Annotated in this window: 20 protein-coding genes; 6 read left to right on the plus strand and 14 right to left on the minus strand. The window is 70.3% G+C overall.

Annotated features, from left to right (window positions below; translation table 11 throughout):
- Window positions 1-110: 110 nt before the first annotated feature.
- From OCS65_RS02235 to OCS65_RS02250, 4 genes are read right to left on the minus strand one after another with little or no spacing between them, the layout of a single operon-like run.
- Window positions 111-779: a methionine ABC transporter permease gene (locus OCS65_RS02235; protein WP_065923583.1), complete on the minus strand. Its 669-nt coding sequence runs from the start codon at window positions 777-779 to the stop codon at window positions 111-113.
- Entirely contained in the window at window positions 776-1,786 is a 1,011-nt protein-coding gene (locus OCS65_RS02240; RefSeq protein ID WP_231772279.1) for a methionine ABC transporter ATP-binding protein, read from the minus strand. Before OCS65_RS02240 ends, OCS65_RS02235 begins: the two co-directional genes overlap by 4 nt.
- Window positions 1,783-2,610, minus strand: a complete 828-nt coding sequence (locus tag OCS65_RS02245) for a MetQ/NlpA family ABC transporter substrate-binding protein (RefSeq protein ID WP_231772280.1) — start codon at window positions 2,608-2,610, stop codon at window positions 1,783-1,785. The genes OCS65_RS02240 and OCS65_RS02245 overlap by 4 nt, the downstream gene beginning before the upstream one ends.
- Window positions 2,607-3,671 (minus strand): isopenicillin N synthase family dioxygenase, encoded by a 1,065-nt coding sequence (locus tag OCS65_RS02250; RefSeq protein ID WP_006943670.1) that lies wholly within the window; start codon window positions 3,669-3,671, stop codon window positions 2,607-2,609. The genes OCS65_RS02245 and OCS65_RS02250 overlap by 4 nt, the downstream gene beginning before the upstream one ends.
- A gap of 498 nt (window positions 3,672-4,169) precedes the next feature.
- Here OCS65_RS02250 and OCS65_RS02255 point away from each other — a divergent pair, with 498 nt between their 5' ends.
- From OCS65_RS02255 to OCS65_RS02275, 6 genes are all read left to right on the plus strand, one after another.
- Window positions 4,170-5,288 carry an LLM class flavin-dependent oxidoreductase gene (locus tag OCS65_RS02255; protein ID WP_231772281.1) on the plus strand — a complete coding sequence of 373 codons (1,119 nt, stop codon included), beginning with the start codon at window positions 4,170-4,172 and terminating at the stop codon, window positions 5,286-5,288.
- A gap of 94 nt (window positions 5,289-5,382) precedes the next feature.
- Window positions 5,383-6,246 carry an NADPH-dependent oxidoreductase gene (locus OCS65_RS02260; RefSeq protein WP_263510392.1) on the plus strand — a complete coding sequence of 288 codons (864 nt, stop codon included), beginning with the start codon at window positions 5,383-5,385 and terminating at the stop codon, window positions 6,244-6,246.
- A 95-nt stretch (window positions 6,247-6,341) separates the two neighbouring features.
- Window positions 6,342-6,413, plus strand: coding sequence for a putative leader peptide (locus OCS65_RS29905; RefSeq protein ID WP_353852504.1), 72 nt, complete (start codon window positions 6,342-6,344; stop codon window positions 6,411-6,413).
- A 64-nt stretch (window positions 6,414-6,477) separates the two neighbouring features.
- The gene (locus OCS65_RS02265) at window positions 6,478-7,041 is read left to right on the plus strand and encodes a flavin reductase family protein (protein WP_043796867.1); all 564 of its coding nucleotides are present in this window, start codon (window positions 6,478-6,480) and stop codon (window positions 7,039-7,041) included.
- A gap of 101 nt (window positions 7,042-7,142) precedes the next feature.
- The gene (locus OCS65_RS02270; RefSeq protein WP_043796865.1) at window positions 7,143-7,655 is read left to right on the plus strand and encodes a winged helix-turn-helix domain-containing protein; all 513 of its coding nucleotides are present in this window, start codon (window positions 7,143-7,145) and stop codon (window positions 7,653-7,655) included.
- A gap of 228 nt (window positions 7,656-7,883) precedes the next feature.
- Window positions 7,884-8,375, plus strand: coding sequence for an NADPH-dependent FMN reductase (locus OCS65_RS02275; protein ID WP_231772282.1), 492 nt, complete (start codon window positions 7,884-7,886; stop codon window positions 8,373-8,375).
- 10 nt (window positions 8,376-8,385) lie between these two features.
- On the opposite strand, the gene sfnG is transcribed toward OCS65_RS02275, so the two are convergent.
- The 10 genes from sfnG to OCS65_RS02325 form a co-directional block, all read right to left on the minus strand.
- Window positions 8,386-9,507 (minus strand): dimethylsulfone monooxygenase SfnG, encoded by a 1,122-nt coding sequence (gene sfnG / locus OCS65_RS02280; protein ID WP_065923584.1) that lies wholly within the window; start codon window positions 9,505-9,507, stop codon window positions 8,386-8,388.
- A gap of 100 nt (window positions 9,508-9,607) precedes the next feature.
- Entirely contained in the window at window positions 9,608-10,981 is a 1,374-nt protein-coding gene (locus tag OCS65_RS02285) for a styrene monooxygenase/indole monooxygenase family protein (RefSeq protein ID WP_006943660.1), read from the minus strand.
- 29 nt (window positions 10,982-11,010) lie between these two features.
- On the minus strand, window positions 11,011-12,423 hold the full coding sequence (locus OCS65_RS02290) for an LLM class flavin-dependent oxidoreductase (RefSeq protein ID WP_006943659.1): 1,413 nt from the start codon (window positions 12,421-12,423) through the stop codon (window positions 11,011-11,013).
- The gene (locus OCS65_RS02295; RefSeq protein ID WP_006943658.1) at window positions 12,420-13,637 is read right to left on the minus strand and encodes an acyl-CoA dehydrogenase family protein; all 1,218 of its coding nucleotides are present in this window, start codon (window positions 13,635-13,637) and stop codon (window positions 12,420-12,422) included. Before OCS65_RS02295 ends, OCS65_RS02290 begins: the two co-directional genes overlap by 4 nt.
- Before the next feature lie 122 nt (window positions 13,638-13,759).
- Window positions 13,760-14,974, minus strand: coding sequence for an SfnB family sulfur acquisition oxidoreductase (locus OCS65_RS02300; protein ID WP_231772283.1), 1,215 nt, complete (start codon window positions 14,972-14,974; stop codon window positions 13,760-13,762).
- Window position 14,975: 1 nt separating this feature from the next.
- Window positions 14,976-16,148, minus strand: a complete 1,173-nt coding sequence (locus OCS65_RS02305) for an LLM class flavin-dependent oxidoreductase (protein ID WP_043796858.1) — start codon at window positions 16,146-16,148, stop codon at window positions 14,976-14,978.
- Window positions 16,149-16,319: 171 nt separating this feature from the next.
- Window positions 16,320-16,898 (minus strand): hypothetical protein, encoded by a 579-nt coding sequence (locus OCS65_RS02310; protein ID WP_006943653.1) that lies wholly within the window; start codon window positions 16,896-16,898, stop codon window positions 16,320-16,322.
- A gap of 242 nt (window positions 16,899-17,140) precedes the next feature.
- Window positions 17,141-18,295, minus strand: a complete 1,155-nt coding sequence (locus tag OCS65_RS02315) for an LLM class flavin-dependent oxidoreductase (protein WP_065923300.1) — start codon at window positions 18,293-18,295, stop codon at window positions 17,141-17,143.
- Window positions 18,292-19,068 (minus strand): DUF1684 domain-containing protein, encoded by a 777-nt coding sequence (locus OCS65_RS02320; RefSeq protein WP_050036143.1) that lies wholly within the window; start codon window positions 19,066-19,068, stop codon window positions 18,292-18,294. The genes OCS65_RS02315 and OCS65_RS02320 overlap by 4 nt, the downstream gene beginning before the upstream one ends.
- Window positions 19,065-20,435 carry an NtaA/DmoA family FMN-dependent monooxygenase gene (locus OCS65_RS02325; RefSeq protein WP_102800098.1) on the minus strand — a complete coding sequence of 457 codons (1,371 nt, stop codon included), beginning with the start codon at window positions 20,433-20,435 and terminating at the stop codon, window positions 19,065-19,067. The genes OCS65_RS02320 and OCS65_RS02325 overlap by 4 nt, the downstream gene beginning before the upstream one ends.
- Between the last annotated feature and the right edge of the window lie 9 nt (window positions 20,436-20,444).

Here is a 20,444-nt window from a genome sequence, read left to right on the forward strand (position 1 = left end):
CCTGGCGGGTGGCGCGCGTCGCGGATAGACGGTGTTTCGGCATCACCTCATATCGATTCGATATGAGACGGGGCCGCGGTAGGCATGGCCGCGCCGCCGCGAAGCGAACTTCATCGCCGGTGTGCGAGCGCCCGCACCGCGACGTCTCCCGCGGTCTGCAGCGCCTGCACGAGCACGATCAACACCACCACCGCGACCATCAGGACCGGGGTGTTGAAGCGCTGGTACCCGTAGACGATGGCGAAGTCGCCGAGCCCGCCGCCGCCGACGACCCCGGCCATCGCGGAGTAGCCGACCAGCAGAACCGCGGTGAGGGTGGCGCCGGAGATCAGAGACGAAAGCGATTCGGGAAGAAGTACTTTGGTGACGATCTGCCGGTTCGAGGCCCCCATGGCCCGGGCCGCGTCCACCCGCCCACGCGGAACCTCTCGCAGCGCGCTCTCGACGATGCGGGCAAAGAACGGGATCGCGCCGATCGTCAAGGGGACGAGCGCGGCGGTCGGCCCGATCGCAGTCCCGACCACCAGACGGGTCACACCGATCAGCGCGATCAGCAGGACCAGGAACGGCAGCGAACGGAACACGTTGACCACGGCCCCGACCACGAGATACAGCGTGCGGATCGGGCGCAGCCCGTCCGGCGCGGTCACGTGCAGCAGAACACCCACGAGCACCCCGCCCACGACGGTGAGGAGGAAGGCGACGCCCACCATGTAGAGGGTGTCGAGCGTGGCGGCCCACACCTCGGGCAGGGCGTCGTACCAGCTGAGTTTGTTCATGCCCCGACCCTCGCCACGACGCCGGTCGTCCACGCGACGGTGACGTCGGGCAGGGCGGCGAAGAATCGGTCCACCGCGTCGCGATCCACGTCGCCGTCGAAACGCACGTGCAGCTTGCCGATGTCGGTACCGGCGACACGGTCGACCCGGCCGCCGACGACCGCGACGTCGACCCCGACGTCGCGGGAGAGCCGGGACAGCCACGGCGTGGCGACGGCAGAGCCGCGGGCGGTGACGAGCGCGGTCACGTCCCCGTTCTGCTCGCCGACGCCCGCCGGCAGCAGCGCATCACCGAGGCGGGAGACGGGGTCGGCCACGAGATCGGCCACGGGACCGGATTCGACGATGCGGCCCCCGTCCAGCAGCGCCGCCGACGTGCAGATCCGGCGCACCACGGACAGCTCGTGGGTGACGACGACGATGGTGACGCCGAGGGTCCGGTTGACGGTCGCGATCAGATCGAGCACCTGCTCCGTGGTGGCCGGGTCGAGGGCACTGGTCGCCTCGTCGCACAGCAGGACGTCGGGCTCGGCGGCGAGTGCGCGCGCGACGCCGACGCGCTGCTGCTGCCCGCCGGACAACTGCGAGGGGAAGGCGTCCCGCTTGTCGGTGAGCCCGACCAGCTCGAGCAACGTCTCGGCCCGGTCCCGTCGCTCCGCCCTCCGTACGCCGGCGACCTCGAGCGGAAACTCGACGTTCGCGCGGACGGTGCGGGAGTGCAGGAGGTTGAACTGCTGGAACACGGTGCCGATGCGGCGACGGGACGCGCGCAGCCGGCCTTCGGACAGGTGCGAGAGGTCCTCGCCGCGCAGGAGGATGCGTCCGCTCGTGGGGCGTTCCAGCAGGTTCAGGCACCGCAGCAGCGTGGACTTGCCGGAACCGCTGGGGCCGACGATGCCGAAGACCTCTCCCTCGTCGATCCTCAGGTCGATTCCGCGGAGTGCGTCGATCGTGCCGGTGCCGCCCGTTGCCGGGTACGACTTGGTGAGTCCGTCGACGACGATCACGCGCCGACCTCGTGGACGGGTACGACCGCGCCGTCGTAGTTCTCGGCGATCCAGGCGGCGACCTCGGGCGACTCGAGGGCGGTGACGGCGGGATCGGACGCATCCTCCGATCGCACCACGAGGATGTTCTCGAACGGGTTGTTGTCGACGGATTCCCGCACGATGCTGTCGTCCGCGGGGTTGAGCCCCGCTTCGAGCGCGTAGTTCGAGTTGACGACCGAGGCCGTGATCGCCGGATCGTCGACGGTGCGCGCGAGCTGCGCGCGTTCGAGCTCGACGAATTTCAGGTTCTTCGGATTCGAGACGATGTTCGCGGCAGTGACCGTCGCGATGTCCGCTTCGGACAGCGGCTTGTCGAGTTCGAGCAGGCCCGCCGACTCCAGGAGGTAGAGCGCACGCGCGAAATTGGTCGTGTCCTTCGGCAGCGCGATCGTGTCGCCGTCCTTCAGGTCCGCGACCGCGGCGATCTTGTTCGAGTACAGGCCGAGCGGTTCGAGGTGTACGGCGGCGACCGACTCGAGGTTGTCCACGCCCTTCTGCTGCTGCCAGTCGGCGAGGTACGGGTGGTGCTGGAAGAAGCTGGCGTCGACGTCACCGGCTTCGAGCAACTCGTTCGGGTCCACCTCGCCGGTCACGGGCTTGATGTCGAGGACGACGTCGCCGAGCGCACCGGATTGCCGCACGTGTTCCAGGATTTCGACGTGCGGTGTCGCGGAGGCGGAGATCACGAGCGTGTCCTCACCGGTCCCGGAGGCGGAGCAGGCGGCCAGCCCGGTGGCCAGGGCGACGGCGGAGACCACGGACAGGGTGCGGCGCAGAGTCATTCGGAGTGTTCGCTTTCGTCGAGATCGCCGGGCCGGCCGGCGAGGAGGGGGGAGTTCGAGAGGTCGGCGTGATGGCGCTCGGTGACGTTGGGGTGTGCCCGCAGCCGTGACTTGAGCGCGTTGAGCCCGTACACGGCGTGCAGGGCGTCACCGTGCTCGTCCGCACCCACCCCGCGGGCCTCGGCGGCGAGTGCGCCGGGCAGCGGCACATGCGGCAACGCCTGATCCAGTGCGGGATTGAGGAAGAACGGCAGGGATACCCGGTCGGTGCCGGGAGCCGGCGGAAGGACCCGGTGCGTCGTCGCCTTCAGGTAGCCGCCGGTGGCCAGTTCGAGGAGTTCGCCGATGTTGACGACGAAGTGTCCGGGCAGGGGTTCGACGTCGACCCAGGTGCCGTCGATCTCCACCTGGAAGCCGGTGCTTCCGGGTTCCGGATAGAGCAGCGTGAGAACTCCCACGTCCTTGTGACTGCCCACACCCTGTCCGGTGATCGATCGGTCGTGGCCCGGGTACCGTACGATCTTCAGCAGCGGATCGGGGTCCGCGAACGCGCCGTCGAAGAAATCGGCTGGTGCGGAGAGGGATTCGGACCATGCCCGGAGGAGTCGACGGCCGACCGCGCCGGCCTGCTCGATCCACTGCAGCGCGAGCGTCCGCAGCTGCGGCACCCGGCTCGGCCACAGGTTCGGACCGTGCAGCACCTCCCACGGCCGCTGGGGGTCGAACTGTGCCACCGGAGCCCGTTCGGGGCCGATGTCGAGTTGCTCGCGCCAGTCCACATATCCCTGGGTTCGTTCACCCCCGACGCGGGTGTAGCCGCGGAAATGAGGCGAGTGGGAGTTCTCGATCTCCAGCTTCACGGCGTCGGGCAGGGCGAAGAACGCGCGTGCCGCCGCGATCAGCCGGTCGGCGAGGGCCGGGTCGATGCCGTGGCCGGCCAGGTGGAAGAAGCCGACCTCGTGCGTGACCCGGCGCAGCCGGTCGAGCAGGGCGGCCCGGGTGGCGGCATCGCCGTCGAGGCCTGTGAGGTCGACGACGGGCAGGGTGGTCGAGGGAGGCATCGCAGGGAGTCCTTTCGGGCCACGTCGAGCGCCGGGTGCCCGGGAAACGGGCAACGCGGCACCGGCGGCCGGAGGAGATGTCGGTATCGGGAGACGCGGGTGCGTCCGGTGGGACGGCTGTCAGCGACAACAACACGCCGGGGCGTGCGTGCCCACGACGCGTGCGATCACGACCTGCGCGTGACTGGTGCCGACCATCTTTCCTCCGATGGGCCGCGGGCGCGGCCCGTTCGTGGCGGGAATCCGCCCTCGGTGCTGCCGGACGGTCACGCTATCCAGTGGACGGGTCTCGGACAACCCACGCCCTTTCGGGCGGGTCCGACCTGCACCGATTTCGGATCACGACGATCGCAATCCTGGTCCGCACCCCGGTGCACGGCTACCGTGACGCCGATGCCGAGACGACGACGGCGACGTGTCCGGCCGGGCGCAACGGTTCCGATCACCTCGAGGACAACCCTTCGCGGACGCCCACCGGGACGGCAGACTCTGTAGTTCGTGCGCTTCCAGATCCTCGACATCATCTTCAACCCGCCGCATCCGGTCACCGGCGACGTCGTCGCTCCCGCGGAGCGCCTGAACCGCGTCGTCGAGATGGCCGTGCTCGCCGAGCAGCTCGGCATCGACAGTTACTCGGTCGGCGAACGTCATGCCGGCGACGTGCTCTCGTCCAGCCCGATCGTCGTCCTCGGTGCCATCGCACAGGCCACCGAGCGGATCCTGTTGTCCACGGGTGTGACCGTGCTGTCGGTGCTCGATCCCGTGCGCGTCGCCGAGGATCTGTGCACCGTCGATCAGCTGAGCCGGGGCCGCCTCGAGATCGTCATCGGCAAGGGCAACGAGGTGCTCCAGTACCCCCTGTTCGGCCTCGACATCGGCAAACAGTACGACTACCTCACCGAGAACTACGAACTGCTGCGCCGGCTGCTGCGGGAGGAACACGTCGACTGGTCGGGTGAGTACCGAGCGGCACTCGCCGATGTCACGACGCTGCCCCGCCCGTTCGACGGGCCGTTCCGCATCTGGCACGGATCCGCCACGTCGGCGCGGGCAGTGGACCTGGCGGCGAAGTGGGGAGACCCGATCGTGACGGCCAACGCCCTGCAGCCCCGGGAGAACTACAAGGTCCTGATCGATCGATACCGCGAGCACTACGCCGCACACGGTCACGACCCGGCGAAGGCCTACGTCGGATCGGGTTCGGGCGGGTTGTTCCTCGCAGACACCACGGAGAAGGCGATCGAGGAGTACCGGCCCATCTACGAAGGTGCGGTACGCCAGGCCGACAAGAGGAAACATGATCCGGGCGCCGTCGGCAAGACCACCAGCTTCCGCACGATCGAGGAGGCGGTCGAGCGGGGTCCGGCCCTGGTCGGTTCGCCGGATCGCGTGGCCGAGAAGATCCTCGACTACCACGAGTGCTTCGGCCACGTCCTCCAATCCGTATCCGTCAACCACGTGCTCGACTTCGAACGCCAGAAGGACACCCTGCGTCGATTCGCCGAGGAGGTCGTGCCGCTGGTGCGCGCGGAGATACCGCCGACGACGCTGTGGAGCGAATCCGACACTGAGCGCGCCAGAGGGTTCACCGCCGATTCGCCGGTGGGCAGCCGATAGCGATCCGTCGACCGGCCGGGAACCGGCCAGAAGGGCTCCACTCGTGACCACGTCTCACCCACTCACAGCGAACCCCGGCGCCGGCGCGGATCGGGTGGTCGCTCGCTCCGATGCTCTCGAACGACGCGATGCTCTCGAACGACGCGATGCTCTCGAACGACGCGATGCTCTCGAACGACGCTTCGGTGCTGCCGACACGGCCGGCCCCTGGAACGCGGTGCTGGCGACTCAGCTGGCGCACCGGTCGGTGCGCCGGTTCCTCGACCGTCCCGTCCCCGAGGATCATCTGCGCGCCGTCGTCGCCGCCGCGTCGTCCGCGGCCAGCTCGAGCAATCTGCAGCTGTGGTCCGTCGTCGCCGTCACCGACCGCGAGCGGATCGATGCGCTCGCCACCCTTGCGGGCGATCAGGATGCGGTCCGCCACGCGCCGCTCTTCCTGGTCTGGCTCGCAGACTTCGCCCGCTCGGAGCGCATCGCTACGGTCCACGGCCGAGAACTCGTCAACGCGGACTTCGCCGAGGGCACCCTGCTCGGCGTGGTCGACGCGGCCCTGGCCGCGCAGAATGCCGTGGTCGCGGCGGAATCGGTCGGCCTGGGCACCGTGTACATCGGTGGCATCCGCAACGAGCCCGAGCGCGTCGCCGACGTCCTGGAACTGCCGCAGCGGGTCTTCCCGGTCGTCGGCCTCTCGGTCGGCTTCCCCGATCCGGCGGAGCGGGCCGAGGTCAAGCCGCGACTCGGTTTCGACGTGGTGTGCCACCGGGACCGTTACCGACTCGAGGCGCAGGACGCGGGTATCGCCCGGTACGACACCCGCGCCGAGGACTTCTACCGTGGACAGGGCCTGCCGGGCAGCTGGACCGGGCGAATCGTGGCACGACTGACGGATCCGGGTACCCTGGGATCGCGCCGCCGACTTCGAGACGCGTTGCGCGAAAGGGGTTTCCCGACGAGCTAGGGGCGCCGGCAACCCCGGCACCGCCTCGGCTGTGCCCCGACGAAGACCGTCGGGGACGGCCACGATCGACTGCAGACAGGTGAGGATCGAGCACTATGACCGAAACAGCGTGGAGCCGCAGGCACGTGGACCTGTGCCGCACCCGCTCGTGTCTCTGTGCCTCCTGACCTGAGTACGAGTCTTCCCGATTCCTCCCTCCGTCTCGGTATGTACCTCCTTCAAGGAACGGCTATGTCCCTGTCGATGTCGAATGCCCTCGAATGCTCCGCCACCGCCGCATCGGAGCACGCTCCGGGCGTCCGTGGCGACCAATACCGCTCGGCCCTTCGGCGGCACCCCGCCGGGGTCACGATCGTCACTCTCGAATCCGGCTCCGGCCCGGTCGGGTTCACTGCGACGTCCTTCGCTTCGCTCTCCCTCGATCCGCCGCTGGTCTCGTTCAACATCACCGACACGTCGTCGAGCATCGGCGCCGTCCGCTCGGCCGAGTCGTTGGTGATCCACCTGTTGGGCGAGCATCAGCAGCATCTCGCGCAGCGCTTCGCGCGCAGCGCGGCGGAGCGGTTCTCCGACGAGTCGCTCTGGACCCGAATCGAATCCGGTGAACCCGTCCTGCACGGCACGCCGGTCTGGCTCCGGGTTGTCGTCGACCGGTTGATTCCGCTCGGTGACAGCACTCTGGTCGTCGGTGTCGTGGTTCGTGCGCACGAGGACCCGAATCCGGCGGAGGGAAAGCGTATTCCGTTGCTGTACCACGAGGGTGCCTACCACCGCCCCGTCGCATTGGAGGAGTGAATCATGAGTCGCCTGCCGAGTCTCCGGAACGAGTGTCCGAGCTGTCGCCGCACCGCATCGCCCGTCAGCTCGTCGGATCCCCTCCTCGACCGGAGCCTCACATGGAAATCCTCGACACTCGCAATGACGTAGTCACCGACGCCGGTGCCGAACTCGTTCTCGTCCTGCGACTGCCCGACATCGGAACACACTCCTCGCGTGACCTGGCGGCGCTCGCCGATGCCCTTCGCGAGGCCGCCCAGGATCTGGTTCCGGGCGTGAGCACCCATACGGTGCTCAGCCCGACCCCCATCCCGTTGATCATCGACCTTCCCGCCCGCGACGTCCTGCTCGACGGCCGGCGAGTGCTGCTCAGCCACAGCGAGTTCGAGATCCTCGCCTATCTCGTCCGCAACCCGAGGACCGTGGTGTCCCGGGCCGTCCTGCGTGACCTCGGGAACGGGGTGCGGGAGGTGGACAGTCGTGGCCGGAACGTCGATGTCCACGTCTCCCGGATCAGGACCAAATTGCAGCAGTTCGGCAGCATCATCTCCACGGTCCGCGGCAGCGGATACCGCTTCGACCCGCACCCGGCCGTGCACATCACGGAACTGCTGACGAGGCGGTGCGCATGACGCCCGGGCACGACGACCTCCCCACAGGTCGCCCTTCGGCGGCCGCACGCGAATCGGAGTGCGAGAGGCAAGGTCTACTGCGGCGGCTGTTCGCCGAGGTCCGGTGGCCGGACGTCGCCACCACCTACGCGGTGATAGAGCTGTGCACATGGTGAGCGCGGTCCGACCAGAACCTCCCGGCAGCGCACCGCGCCGGGATATCCCGAATGTGTGTGGAAAGGCCCCTGCGTGAAGACCACCGTCGTCGCCGGCAACCCCAAGCCCGGCTCCCGCACCCTCGACGCCGCCACCCTCCTGGCCACCGAGCTCACCGGCGCCGCACCGAACCACGTCGTCGACGTGATCACCCTCGGACCCGGCCTGCTCGGCTGGGGCGACGACGCCGTCAAGGCGGCGGTGGACACCGTCGCCGCCTCGGACCTCGTGGTCTTCGCCAGCCCCACGTTCAAGGCCACCTACACCGGCATCCTCAAGCTCTTCCTCGACCAGTTCGCCACCGGCGACGGCCTGCGCGATGTCACCGCCGTGCCGCTCATGCTCGGTGCCGGCCCGGCCCACGCCCTGGCCCCGGACCTGCTGCTCGAGCCGGTCCTCGTCGAACTCGGTGCCACCACCCCGGCGCCGGGTCTGTACCTGCTCGACTCCACCTACACCACCGACACGCGGATCGCGGACTACGCCCAGCGCTGGGCGCCGGTCCTGCGATCCGCGTGGCGGTGATCGGGCCGCGTCAGACGACCACGGGCTCGCGGTCGTCCTGATCGGCGGCCTCGAGTTCACGCACGAGCGGCAGCACCTTCTCGCCGAAGTACTCGATCTCCTCCTGGAAGTGGAGGAAGCCGGCCAGGATGAGATCGACCCCGCGCCGGCGGTATTCGACGATGCGGTGGGCGATCTGCTCGGGCGTGCCGATGAGCTGGGTGCGGAAGCCGTCGTTGTACTGGACCAGGTCCTCGAATGTCGAGTCGGCCCACATGCCCTTCTTGTCCCCGGTGGACGCACCGGCCTGCTGCACGGCGCCGCGGAAGCCCTCGACCGCCGGGCGGTTCGCCTTCTCGATGATCTCGCGGAGCGTGTCGCGCGCTTCCTTCTCGGTGTCGCGGGCGATGATGAACCCGTTGAGGCCGACCCTGACCTCGCGCTGGTGCTCGCGGGCGACGGCGCGCAGGTCGGCGATCTGGTCGCTGATGCCGTCGTAGTCCTTGCCGTTGCTGAAGTACCAGTCCGCGTAGCGGCCACCATTGGCGATCGCGGCGGTGGAGTTACCGCCCTGGAACAGTTCGGGATTGGGCCGCTCGGGCGTGTTGGCGGGCTTGGGCTTGAGGGTGAAGTCGTGGATGCGGTAGAAGTCGCCGCGGAAGTCGACATCGTCCTCGGTCCAGATCTTGCGCAGCACCTGCAGGAACTCGGCACTGCGGCGGTAGCGTTCGTCGTGCTCGAGCCACGGCTCGCCGAGGTGGGTGAACTCGTCCTTGAACCAGCCGCTGACGACGTTGACGGCGAACCGGCCGCCGGAGAGCTGGTCGGCGGTGGCACCCAGCTTGGCGAGCACCGCCGGCTGCCACAGTCCGGGATGGACGGCGGCGATCACCTTCAGGCGCTCGGTGGCCAGCAGGAGAGCGAGGGAGAAGCTGGTGGACTCGTGCTGGAACTCCGCGCCGTAGCTGGCCTCGTACCGCACCTGGCTCAGGGCGTACTCGAAGCCGTTGTTCTCGGCGGTGCGGGCGAGCCGGACGTTGTAGTCGTAGTCCCAGCTGGTGCGTTGTTCGATTTTCGAGGTGACCAGGCCGCCGCTGACGTTGGGCACCCAGTAGGCGAACTTGATCTCGGGGGTGATGTGTTCGGTCGACATGGGCACCAATTCAAGCGTCCGCACCCGCCGCACCCAATCGTTGGAATCAACCCGATCCCAACCGTCGCGAGCGGTCGCGACGGTCGGGACCGGGTCGTCGTCAGGCGGGCTGGACCGCTGCGCCGGCGCGCGGCGACGCGGTGAAGCCGCCGCTCGGCTGGAACCGCGCCAGCACGTCCTCGGCCGGCTCGCCGGCATGCGCGGTGATGAACGCCAGCACGTCGTCGCGGGTGTCGATTCCGAGCAGCGTGCCGGGTTCGGACAGGAACCCGAACAGCGCGGCGGCCACCGGCTCACTCACGGTCGCCGCGGGGAAGAGCAACTCCGCGTGCACGGCGTACTTCGGATCGCCGAGGAACAGCCGGGTCACCTCCGCGGCGGCGTGACCGCGGGCGTCCCAGTGCTTTTCGAACTGCTCCGTGAGCCAGTCGGCGGTGAACTCGCCCTCGTGGCCGCGTGCCGCCTCGATCAGCGCCGCCACCTGCACCACGGTGTTCTGTGCGCCCTGGCCGGCGATGGGGTCGAACGCGATGGCGGTGTCGCCGATCGCGGCGACGACGTGGCCCCCGGCCGTGCGGCCCACCGCCCGCCGCACCGTCGGGGTGACGGCCCCGCGCAGCCACGAGTGCGGATCGGCCTCGATGACCTCGAGCTTCTCCACCTCGGGGGCGTCCTGCGGGAAGTAGTCGCGGTACAGCTCGACGACGGTGCGACGGGCGCTGTGGACGTCGGTGACCGCCTCGAACCGCTCGACCCACGGGCTGCCCGGCTTGGCGAAGCCGAGGAAGCTCCACGTCGGACCCGCGTCCTTGTGCAGGTACGGGCCGAGCCAGGCCTCGCCGTACTCGGTGTGCAGGTTGAACAGGTTGTGGGCGCCCCCCGCCTCGGAGCGGTAACCCCACGTGTCCGGGCCGTGCCCCAGTCCCCGGAGCGTCACCAGCAGCAGGGTGCGCTGGGGCTCGCGGTAGACGGTGCGCTCGGCGTCGACGGGAAACAGCGACGACAGGCCGCCCTTGCCGGTCGCGACGAGCGTCAGGTCGTGCTCGGCGGCGATCGCATCGAGACTCTCCGGCGTCACCGCGCGCACCTCGAACCGGCCACCCCGGTCGAGGAAACGGCCCAGCCGGTCGTCCGCCCGCAGCCGGACGTCGACGCCCTGCGCGACGTACCGGAAATCCGGGTCGAACTCGAGGACCTCGGCGCGGGTGTCGCCGTCGCCCGAATACAGGCGCGTGCTCATGCCGGTCGAATGGGGTCCGTCGGCGTACAGATCCTCGATGATCCGGGCGTCGGACTCGCGGGACTTGCCGAAGTAGACGGCCGTTCCGGTCGCCGGTACGTCGTTGCGCAGCGACTCCCGATCCCGATCGCTGAGGACGGTGACGTCGAATCCGGCATCGAGGAAGCCGAGCGCGGCCGTGGTCCCGGCCAGTCCGGCGCCGACGACGGCGACGGAACGTCGAGTGGTGGTCATGGAAACTCCTCGTGGTGGGCGGTGATGGATCAGCCGACGTAGGCGCGGTGGCGGTCGGTCACGGTCGAGAGGGGCGCGCCGAGCCGGTAGCGGGCGCCCCGATGCTCGTCGGGGAGGCGGTCGCCCTTGCCGAAGAGCTTGTGGCGCAGCGTTCCCTCGGTGTAGGTCGTCGGGTAGGCACCGCGCTCCTGGAGGACGGGGACGACGTGGGTGATCACGTCCTCGAACGAGCCGGGCGTGACGGCATAGGCAAGGTTGAACCCGTCGACGTCGGTTTCGGCCACCCACTCCTGCAACCGGGTGGCGACGGACTCGCCGGAGCCGACGAAGCGGGGGCCCAGTCCGCCGATGCTCGCCCACTCGGCGATGTCGCGGACGCGCCATTCGCGGCCGTCGTCGTCGGCCTCCTGGAACGCCGCGACCGCGGAGCGGATGGCGTTGCTCTCGACGTTGCCGATCGGCTCGTCGAGGTCGTAGCGGGACAGGTCGATACCCATCCAGCCGGAGGTGAACACCAGCGCGCCCTCGAGGCTGGCGTACCGCTTGTACTCCTCGTGTTTGGCCGCGGCCGCCTCGTCGGTGGCGTCCGTGACGATCGTGGCGAGGGCGTAGATCCGCGCGGAGTACGGATCGCGGCCGGCGTCGACGAGCGCGGCCCGGATGCGGGCCACGGTGTCGCGCAGGACCCGCTTGGACGGCGGCCCGACGAAGATCGCCTCCGCGTTCTCCGCCGCGAAGCGCACGCCGCGCGGCGACGCCCCGGCCTGATAGATCACCGGAGACCGCTGCGGTGACGGTTCGGACAGGTGAATGCCGGGCACCGTGAAATGCGCACCGCGATGCCCGATGTGGTGCACCTTCTCCGGGTCGATGTAGAGGCCGCGCTCGGCGTCCCGGACGACGGCGTCGTCCTCCCAGGAGCCCTCCCACAGCTTGTAGAGCACCTCGAGGTACTCGTCGGCGTGGTCGTAGCGGGTGTCGTGATCGAGCTGGTCGGCCTCGCCGAAGTTGCGGGCCGCGGACGGCAGGTATCCGGTGACGACGTTCCATCCGATGCGGCCGCGGGTGAGGTGGTCGAGGGTCGAGAGCCGCCGCGCGAACGGGTAGGGATGCTCGAATCCTGTTCCGGTGGTGATGCCGAAGCCGAGATGCTCGGTCGCCGCGGCCATCGCGGAGACGAGCAGGAGCGGATCGGCCACCGGGACCTGCGCCCCCTGCCGCAGCGCCGCCTCGTCGGTGCCGCCGTAGACGTCGTACGTGCCGAGCACGTCGGCGATGAACAGGCCGTCGAACAGGCCGCGTTCGAGGAGCCGGGCAAGTTCGGTCCAGTACCCGAGGTCGGTGTAGCGGTGCGACCGGTCCGCGGGGTGGCGCCACAGTCCGGGGGACTGGTGGGCCACGCAGTTCATGTCGAACGCGTTGAAGCGGATGTGCCGGGTCACGCGATGACTCCGGGGCGACGGCCCGCGCTCCACGCGTAGGGGAGCGGATCCCCGTTGAGCACATGGGCGCCGACGGCCTGCTGCTTGTAGATCAGCGGGTTGTGCGCCGCGACGGTCCGTGCGTTGCGCCAGTGCCGGTCCAGCGCCGCCTCCGACGAGGTGATGGACGCGCCGCCGACCTCGAACAGCTGCGCCGTCGCGTCGAGGACGAGCCCGATCACCACCGACTGGGCGCGGGCGGCGGAAGCCTCGGCGCGGTCGAGCAGTTCGGGGTCGTCGGCGCCCGCGTCGAGAAGGACGTCGAGGTCGTCGGCGACGGCGAGCACGGCGGCGCGGGCACCGAAGGCCGCGGCCGACAGCTTCCCGATCACCTGCTGGACCAGCGGGTCGTGCCGTGGCAGGTCGGCCACGGCGTGGGTGAACGTGCGGGTGCGCGCCCGAACCCAGTCGACGGCGTCGGCCTCGGCGCGCCGGGCGATGCCGGCGAGCACCGCGAGCTGCACCAGCTGCAGGTAGGCGGTCGCGTAGGTGCGGCCCGGGGCGCCGTAGCCGGGCCCGAGGATGCGGTCCTCCGGCACCACGACTCCCGTGAAGGTGGTGGTACCGCTCGCGGTGAGCCGCTGGCCGAAACCGTCCCAGTCGTCGGTCTGCTCGACGCCCTCCTGCCGCGCGTCCACCAGTACCGAGACCCGCTCGCCGTCGCGGTCCGCGGCGACGAGGATGTGGTCGGCGTACAGGCTTCCGGTGCTGTAGTACTTGATTCCGTCGAGGGCCCAGTCGCCGCCCTTGCGGGTGAGGGTCGTGCGGTAGCGGTCGGCGGCACCCACGCCCGGTTCGGTGATGGCGTTGCCGACGAGCGTGCCGTCCGCGGCGGCCGCGAGCCAGTGCCGGGCTCGTTCGTCACCCGCGAGCCGCTGGTCCTCGACGAAGCTCCAGTGCACGCGCAGCGCCTGTGGCAGGTTCGACTCGGCGGCAGCGAGGTCGATCAGCAGGTCGAACAGCTGACGGATCGTGGCACCGAAGCCGCCGAACTCGACCGGCACCCGCAGGGCGCCGAAACGGGCCTCCCGCAGCCACTGCACCTCGTGGAACGGCAGCCGGCGCTCGTGCTCGCGCTGGACGGCTCCCTCGGCGATCCGGTCGAAGATCGGCCGGAAGCGCTCCCGGAGTTCGTCGTCGGTCACGGCCGGCGTCTGGATCGTTGAACTGCTCACCTGTCATGCTCCTCGGTGTGGCGTCGATGTCGACACAACGATGGACAATCGGGCCCGCGATGGCACCGGTTGCGATCGGCCAGAGTTCAATACTGGCGCCGGGGAACGGGCGTGCGGTCGTCTCAGATCACCCCGTGCCGCGGTGGAGATGTCCCGTCCAGCGTCCAACGGCCGATGTGCTGCAGTTTCCAGCGCGTCGCGTCGTGCAGGGTGTGGGTGCGTGCGTCGCGCCAGTAGCGGGACAGGTTGGCCGCGCCGGATGCGCTTCGGGTGCCGCCCAGTTCGAACACCGCGTTCGCGGCGTCGAGCGCGGCGCGGGTCGCCGCGACCTTCGCGGTGGCGACGTCGATCGATGCCGCCGCGGCGGTGTCGGCGTCGAGGTCGGCGCGCGCGGAGTCCACCGCGCGGGCCGCGACGGTCAGCAGGGCCTGGGCCGCCCGCACCGTGACGGTCACCTCGCCGGCGAGCTGAGCCAGTAGCGGATCGTCCACCGCGCGGTCGACTCCCGCCTCGAAGTGGGGACGGGCGCGACCGGCCTGCACGACCGCCTCGCGCAGGGCGCCGGTCGCGATCCCCACGTCGATCGCGGCGTGCAGGATCTGTGCCTGTGCCCCGTAGGTGGTGGGCCCGTCGAACAGCCCCGAGTACTGGACGATCGACGAGGCGGGCACCGTCACGCCGTCGAGGGTGACGGTGCCACTGGCGGTGGTGCGCTGCCCCATGCCGTCCCAGTCGTCGACGACGGTGAGCCCGGCGGCGTCGCGGGGCACGAACGCCACGGCCTTCGGAGTGCCGCGGCCCGGGGTGCCGCCGTCGCCGACCACACTGGCGCGCACGGCGATCCAGTCCGCGAACAGGGCGCCCGTGCTGTAGAACTTGCGGCCCGAGAGCGTGAAACCCGCACCGGACGGGACGAGCACCGTGGTGTCCACGTCGACGGGATGGGGGCCGCGTTCGCTCTGCGCGTTCGCGAACAGGGCTCCGGACCGCACCTCACCGTAGAAGAACTCCTGCTGATCCGGGGTTCCCTGCGACCGGAGCAGTTCGAGGAAGGTGAAGTGGGACTGGGGGATCTGCGCGATACTCGGATCCGCCTCGGCGAGGAGCCGGAAGATCTCCACGAGCGTCTCGGTGGGCACGTCGATCCCGCCGTACGCGCGGGGCACCGTCACCGCGCCGAGGCCCGATCCGGCGAACTCGCGGATCTGGGTGTGCGGCAGTTCGCGGTTCGCGTCGCGGAGCGTGGCGTTCTCGGCGAATCGCCGGCCCAGCACCATGGCCGTCTCGAGCGCGTGGTCGCCGTCGACGATCCCGGATGTGACCTCGGCAGTGCCCATCTCAGCGGACCCCGGCGGGAAGGAAGGGAACGCTTCCGGACACGGCGCCGTCGGCACCGCCGGTGAACAGGCCGCGTTCCCGCAGGACCGGTAGCACCCCCTCGCCGAACCAGTACAGCTCCTCGAGGTGCGGGTATCCCGAGAGCACGAACTCGTCGATGCCCAGCGCGGCGTATTCGGCGATCCGGTCGGCGACTTCGGTATGGCTGCCGACCAGCGCCGTCCCGGCCCCGCCGCGCACGAGACCCACCCCGGTCCACAGGTTCGGCGCCACCTCCAGGTTGCGGGCGTCGCGCCAGTCTCCGCTGCGCCGGTTGTTCTCGTGCAGGGCGAGCATGCGGCGCTGTCCTTCGGACTCGCTGCGTGCGAGACCCGCCTGTGCCGCGGTCACCGTGTCGGGGCCGAGTGCCGCGATCAGCCGGTCGGCCTGCGCCCACGCATCGGCGGCGGTGTCCCGGGTGATGACGTGCAGGCGGATGCCGAACCGGATGGTGCGTCCGCGCCGGGAGGCGAGTTCGCGGATCCATGCGATCTTTTCGGCGACGGCCGCCGGCGGCTCACCCCAGGTGAGGTAGACGTCGGCGTGCTCGGCGGCCACCGGGCCCGCGGCGGCGGACGATCCACCGAAGTACAGCGGGGGGACAGGACTCGGGAGCGTGGCCAGCGCGGCTTCCGAGATGTTCAGGTGCGTGCCGGAGTGGGTGACGGTCTCGCCGGCCCACAGCCGTCGGACGATCGAGAGGAACTCGTCCGCTCGGGCGTACCGCTCGTCCTTGCCGAGGTGGTCGCCGTACGCGCGCTGCTCGTGGGCCTCGCCGCCCACCACCACGTTGAGCAGGATCCGCCCCGGGGCGTGCAGTGAGAACGTCGCCGCCATCTGCGCGGCGAGGGTGGGGCTGATCAGTCCCGGGCGGAACGCCACGAGGAAGGCGAGTCGCTCGGATTCGCGCGCCACCATTGCCGTGGTGAGGAAGGCGTCCTCGCACCATGCGCCGGTAGGGGTGAGTGCGCCGGCGAATCCGAACTCCTCGGCGGCGCGGGCGATCGACGCCAGGTACCCGACGGTGGCGCGCCGATCACCGCGGGCCGCCCCGGCGGGCGTTCCGTGGCCGCCGCCGACGATCAGGCGGCTGTCGCCGTAGGTGGGAAGAAACCAATGGAATGCGAGGGACATTGTTGCGAGGTTAAGGGCGGGGCGGAGCGCGGGCCACGGTTGAAATCGGTCCGATTCCAATTCTGGTCCTCGCCGGACGGCGCCTGGCGCCGCTGCCGAGCGGGACGCGCGGACCGGACGACGAAAGGCGGGGCGAGAGAAGAAGCTCTCGCCCCGCGTCTCGAACGACGGTCAGGAGGCCAGGATGAGCCCGCGGTCCCCGGTGCCGAAGCGGCGCAGGACCTCCACCACAGCGGGCGACGGCGTTGCCAGCCCCCGTGATTCGAGCCACGGCAGGGTGCCGTCGACGATGTGCTCGATCGTGAACTCGGCACCGAGCGGGAGGAGCGTCACGCCGTCGGCCACGCGGGTGGTGTGGATGTCGGCGATCAGTCCGGCGAGGCCGTGCGGGGTGCCGATGTAGGACAGGGTGTCTGCGCGACGACGGCCGTCGAGCAGCGCATACTGCTTGCGGGCGCCGCGGGCCTCCTCGGCGACGAGCACCTCGAGATCGACCAGGACGCTGATGCTGTCGGGATCGCGACCGTCGGCGCGGGCTTCGGAGCGTGCCCGTTCGCGGAGCTTCGCGCTCTCCCTCAGGTCGGCGGCGCGGATCCGGACCACGTTCGACGGCGAGGCGCTCAGGTCGAGCGCCGGTTCGTCGGCGCGTCCGGCGGTCAGATCGGCCCAGTAGTGCGGTCCCTCGGGCCCGGCAAGCTCGACGGCGATACGCAGGGGACGATCGATGGTCCGGGTAGCGTTGTGCGACAAGGGTTTTCTCCTGGAGAATGCGCCGCTCCGGTGGTACTCCGGCGCGACGTGGCGGAAGGGGCTGTGAGCGGTCAGCCCGTACAGATGCCCGAGGAGGTCCGGCCCAGATCGACGTGACGACGGCACCAGCGGGCGACGACGGTCGCTGCGGTCTCGGGTGCCATGGGCGATATCCTACACAATCGGTCGGGAATGCTCGATTCGGTGGTGAACCCGCCGTCCGGGCGGGTTCACCACCGGGGTCATGCGGCGCGGAGCGCGGCGAGCCCCCACTCGCGCGCCAGCAATTCGTACGAACGCAGCCGGTCCTCGTGCCGGTGCGTCACCGACGTGACCACGAGCTCGTCCGCCCCGGTAACGCGCTGTAGCGACTCGAGCCGCTCCGCCACGGTGGCGGGAGCGCCGACGAACTGGGTGATCAGCCGGTCGTCGACGAGGCTGCGCTCCTCGTCGCTCAGCGGTGCCGACGTGGCCGGGTCCGGGTACGGGACGGCCCCGTGGCCGGACCGGATGCTGTGCGTCCAGTGCCCGTACGTGGCCGCCAGGTCACGCGCGGTGGCGTCGTCGTCGGCGACGACCGCGTCGGCGGACACCACCACGTACGGTCGGTCGAGGAAGCGGGACGGGCGGAACGCCGCGCGGTACGCCTCGACCGCCTCGACGGTGGTGCCGGGACTGACGTGGTAGTTCGCACCGAACGGCAGACCCAGCCGTCCGGCCAGCGACGCCGACGGCCCCGCACTGGTCCCGAAGACCCACAGCTCGACGTCCGCGCCCTCGCCGGGGCTGGCGTGCAGCTCGATCCCGTCCTCGGTGCGATAGGTCCCGTCCAGCAGAGCGAGGATGTCGTCCACCTGCCCGTCGAAGTCCGGGGCCTGCGCCCCCGGTTGCTGCAACGCGGCGAACCCGGCGGCCAGGCGCGGGGAGGACAGCAACGGCCCGGGCTGGTACGGCGGCGGAATGACCAGGCCGTCGCGCACCTCGGTGGCGCGGTGCGATTCCTCTTCGGCGGCCCCGGACCGGGCGGCCGCGAGCGCCTCCGCCCGGCGTTGTCCCGACCGGCCGAGTCCCAGGTCGATCCTGCCCGGATACAGCGCGTCCAGCGTGCCGAACGCCTCGACCACACCGGCCGCGGTGTTGTGACCGAGCTGAACCGCGGCGGCGCCGACGCGGATGGTGCTGGTGGCGGCGGCGATTGCGCCGATCAGCACGGCCGGCGACGACGACGCGACGGCGACGAAGTGGTGCTCGGCCACCCAATACCGGCGGTACCCCCACCCTTCCGTCCTCCGGGCCAGGTCGACGGTGTTGTGCAACGCCTGCGCCGTGGTGGATCCCTCGCTGACGGGGGAGAGGTCGAGGACCGAGAGCGGCACCGGATTCGATGCGGTCGTCACCGGGCCTCCTCGTCGCGCGGAGTGCGTTCGCCGGCCTCGACGGCGAACGGCAGCCGGTTCTCCGCCGGGGCGATGGGGCACGTCGCCGCGTCGGTGAACGCGCACGGCAGGTTGGCGGCACGGGTGAAGTCGAGCGTGACCGAGCCGTCGGCGGTCGGCGCGGCGACTTCGAGGATCCGCGCGGCCGGGTAGGTCGTCACGCCGCTGGTTCCGTCGGTGAACAGCACGCGCAGCGGACCCGAGCCGTCGCCGAAGGCGACGAGGCGGTGCTCGGCGCCGTCGTGGGTGAAGCGGATCAGCCCGGCCGCGCTGTGGTGGTGCTCGAGGCCGTCGACCACGGCGCCGGTGGTGACGGTCCGCACCTGATCGAAGGCCTCGAAGCGGCCCTGCAGCACCCACTCCGGCGCAGGCTCGTACGCGGGGATTCCGGTGAAGGCCGTCAGAGCCGGCGACTTCGGGTCGTGGATGCGGACGGCGAACCGGCCGGTGCGGCGGATGATCTCGGCGTAGCCGTCGCCGGCCGCGACCCGGACACCGGGTGCGCCCTCGATCGGCTCGTGCACCTCGGTTCCGCCGTCGGATTCGAGGAGCACGCGCTCGCCGTCCACCCGCCACAATCCGGGCACCTCGTCGAGGATCGTGGGCTCGGTGTCCAGCCAGTACAGCCCGGTCAGGCTGAGCCAGCCGTCCGGGCGGCGCAGCGCCTCCTCGCGGGCTGCGTGCCAGCTCCGCCAGTCCTCGGTGAACGTCTCTCGGTCGAGTGTGGTGGTCACGATGCCTGAACTCCTTCGTCGATCTCGTGCGGGTGGCGCAGGTCGAGGTGACTGCGCAGGGTGGTGCCCTCGTATTCGGTGCGGAAACTGCCGCGTTCCTGCAGCAGCGGCACGACCTTGTCGACGAATTCGTCGAGGCCGCCGGGGGTGAGGTGCGGAACCAGGATGAAGCCGTCGCTCGCGTCGGTCTGCACATAGCGGTCGATCTCGGCGGCGACGTGATCGGGGGTGCCGACGAACTGCTGCCGCGCGGTGACCTCGATGATCAGTTCGCGGATGCTGAGCTTCTCGGCCTCGGCCTTCTCCCGCCAGGCCAGCGCGACGGCGCGCGGATCCTTGGCGTGGCGGACGCGGCCGCGCGTGATGTTCAGGTTGTCCTCCGGTTCGACGTCCGGCAGCGGCCCCTCGGGGTCGTACCCGGACAGGTCGCGGCCCCACACCTGCTCGAGGAACGCGATCGCGGTCTGCGGGCTCACCTGCTGCAGCCGGATGTGGCGGGCCCGCTCGGCCGCGTCCTCCGCGGAGTCGCCGAGGACGAACGTCGCGGCCGGCAGGATCTTCAGGTCGGCGTGGCTGCGCCCGTACTTCGCGAGGCGGCCCTTGACGTCGGCGTAGAAGGCGTGGCCCTCCTCGAGGGCGCCGTGGCCGGTGAAGATGGCGTCGGCCTTGGCGGCGCCGAATTCGCGGCCCTCGTCCGAGTCGCCGGCCTGCAGGAGCACCGGGTGTCCCTGCGGGCTGCGTGGCACCTCGAACCGCCCGGAGATGTCGAACTGCGTGGTGTGGATGTCGAACGGAGCGATGTCGGAATCCGCCGCGAAGATGCCGTTTTCGCGGTCGACGACCGGTGCTCCGGGGCGCCAGCCGTCCCACAGCCGCCGGGTGACGTCGACGATCTCGTGGGCGCGGACGTAGCGCTGCGAGTGGTCGAGATAGCCGCCACGCCGGAAGTTCTCGCCGGTGAAGGCGTCGGAGGAGGTGACGAGGTTCCACGCGGCGCGGCCGTCGGACAGATGGTCGAGGGTGGCGAACTGCTTGGCCAGTTCGTACGGCTCGTTGAAGGTGGTGTTGATCGTGCCCGCGAGCCCGAGGTGGGTCGTCGCACCGGCGAGGGCCTCGAGAACCGTGAGGGTGTCGGGCCGGCCGACGACGTCGAGATCGTGGATGCGGCCGCGGTGCTCGCGCAGCCGCAGTCCCTCGGCCAGGAAGAAGAAGTCGAACAGTCCGCGTTCTGCGGTCCGGGCCAGGTGCAGGAAGGACTCGAAGTCGATCTGGCTCTTCGATTCGGGATCCGCCCACACGGTCGTGTTGTTGACGCCCGGGAAGTGCGCGGCCAGGTGGATCTGCTTTCGAACGGTGTTCTGCGGCATGGTGATCGG

It is taken from the genome of Rhodococcus aetherivorans (assembly GCF_025722975.1).
Taxonomy (GTDB): domain Bacteria; phylum Actinomycetota; class Actinomycetes; order Mycobacteriales; family Mycobacteriaceae; genus Rhodococcus; species Rhodococcus aetherivorans.